We start from the raw sequence: 2044 nt of genomic DNA, 5'->3' as shown, positions 1-2044 counted from the left end.
TTCAGTTGTTCATTTTCTTTGCGTAGTTGTTTGTTTTCGTGACGCAAATGTTCATTTTCTTGAACGAGTTGATGAATGAGCTGTTTTTGTTGTTGAACTTTGCCGATTAAGCTCTCAACTGTAAATACAGCTTGTTGTACCATCAACATGCGATTCACCTCCTTGTCTATCAATATCCACATCATAGACAGGAAATACAAAAAATATTCAGCTCACTTTATGATGTGGCTGAATAGTTACCTCTCGGTAAAAAGCGGCCAAGCGGGCTCCCAAATCTCGTTTGTCGTGCATCAGCGGCACCAACCCTTGTGAAAAATGCGGTTTTACTTTTATATATTCGCCGCTTTCGTAAATGAAAAGATAAAAAAACCGGTGCCATTCGCCGGTTGAATGCGACAGAAACAGGAAGCCGCTTTTCGCTGTATTATTTTTGCACAACCATTTTCATCCCGCACTGGCAAAGCAATGAATGTTTCAGCCGCCGAATAGGCTGGCGGCATTGTTCACAAATCATCGGCTTGTTCATCGATCTTTCTCCCCTTTGCACTCCTTCTACATTCTATTATACACACTTTTCGTTTATAGTAAATATAAATTAAAAATTATTATCAAATGATAGTGCGGGTGATTTGGTTCCTCTTCCCATTTGTACTACACTCATAGTGTTAATATTCTAACAAATAACAAAGGGAGGATGCACGATGTACGACATCGCCATCATCGGTGCCGGGCCTGCAGGGGCAAGCGCCGCCATTTTCGCCGTCAAAGCCGGGAAGAGAACGGTCTTGTTTGACAGCGACAAAGGCATGACAAAGCGCGCTTGGGTGGAAAACCATTACGGCGTTCCGCAAATCAGCGGCCCGGAATTGGTGGAAACCGGGAAAAAGCAAGCCGCAAAATTCGGAGCAGAATTGGTGGAAGCACAAGTGACGGATGTGCAAAAAACAGACGGGGGATTCCGTCTCGAAACAGAAGCTGGATCCTATGAAGCGAAACACGTTATCTTCGCCACCGGTTTGGCGACCGATTTAGCGGAAAAAATCGGCCTGCGCACCAAACCGGGTACGGAGCCGCGCATTAAAACGGTGCTTGACGTCGACGCCAACGGCAAGACGAACATCGACGGCATTTAGGCGGCCGGGACGGTCGCTGGCGTCAGCGTCCATACGATCATCACAGCAGGCGACGGTGCGAAAGTCGCCATCAACGTCATCAGCGAGCTGAACGGCGAACGGTACGTCGATCACGATGTATTGAAAAAATAACAACGAAGGTGTCCCAAACAGCGGGACACCTTTTCTAAATAGCGCCATGGAAACGGCCGAGATGCAAGATGACGGGCCTGAAACGTCTGTCGCGTCGTCCCCGCATGACAATAGCGGCCCCGATTCATCCAAGGACGCTTATTGTCCAATGCTCCAGTACTTCCCTTCAAAAAACAAGAGCGGGTCGCCCGGTTCGTCTTTCATCAAAATATCAGTCACTTCCCCAAAGTAAAGCGTATGATCGCCGGCCACGTACGTGCTGTGGACGTTGCATAAAATATTCGCCAACGCCTCCGGCAAAATCGGATGGCCGTTCACCCAATCGAACGAAACAGGGCGTTCTTCTTTCAGCTGGCCAGCAAACAAGCGCGACAACTCCTCTTGATCACGCCGCAAAATGTTGACGGCAAATTTCCCCGTTTGCTTGACAATGTCATGCATTCGCGCTTTATGGCCAATGGAGATGACCACCAGCTTTGGGTCGAGTGAAACGGACATAAACGCGTTCGCCGTCATCCCTTTCGCTTCCCCTTGAAATTCGGTCGTCACGACCGTCACGCCGGTTGCGAATTTCCCCATCGCGTTGCGGAATGTGCGGTCATCCATACGTTTCTCCCATCCTTCCCTTTTCGTCATCTATATAGATGCAACAAAGAAGTTTAACATATCCTTGACAGAAAAGTGGTTTGCCCATTTTCGACTGTCGAAGGCAAGCGTGTGGCTTGCCTCCGTCACGCCTTAGCGTGACGGAAGACCGAACAACGACTCGCTTCACAGAC

Annotated in this window: 1 protein-coding gene and 2 pseudogenes; 1 reads left to right on the top strand and 2 read right to left on the bottom strand. The window is 48.6% G+C overall.

What is annotated here, in order from left to right:
• Positions 1 to 149: pseudogene (locus tag IKE44_RS11385) on the bottom strand (IS66 family transposase); the annotation flags it as partial.
• Positions 150 to 701: 552 nt separating this feature from the next.
• Between IKE44_RS11385 and IKE44_RS11380 the strand changes: the two are divergent.
• Positions 702 to 1265: pseudogene (locus tag IKE44_RS11380) on the top strand (FAD-dependent oxidoreductase).
• Between the two features lie 138 nt (positions 1266 to 1403).
• Here the strand turns inward: IKE44_RS11380 and IKE44_RS11375 are convergent.
• Positions 1404 to 1871, bottom strand: a complete 468-nt coding sequence (locus IKE44_RS11375; protein ID WP_121678426.1) for a flavin reductase family protein — start codon at positions 1869 to 1871, stop codon at positions 1404 to 1406.
• Positions 1872 to 2044: the final 173 nt, after the last annotated feature.

This window comes from Geobacillus sp. (genome assembly GCF_017515625.1).
Lineage (GTDB): Bacteria > Bacillota > Bacilli > Bacillales > Anoxybacillaceae > Geobacillus > Geobacillus stearothermophilus.
This window is presented reverse-complemented; position numbering and strand designations above follow the sequence as displayed.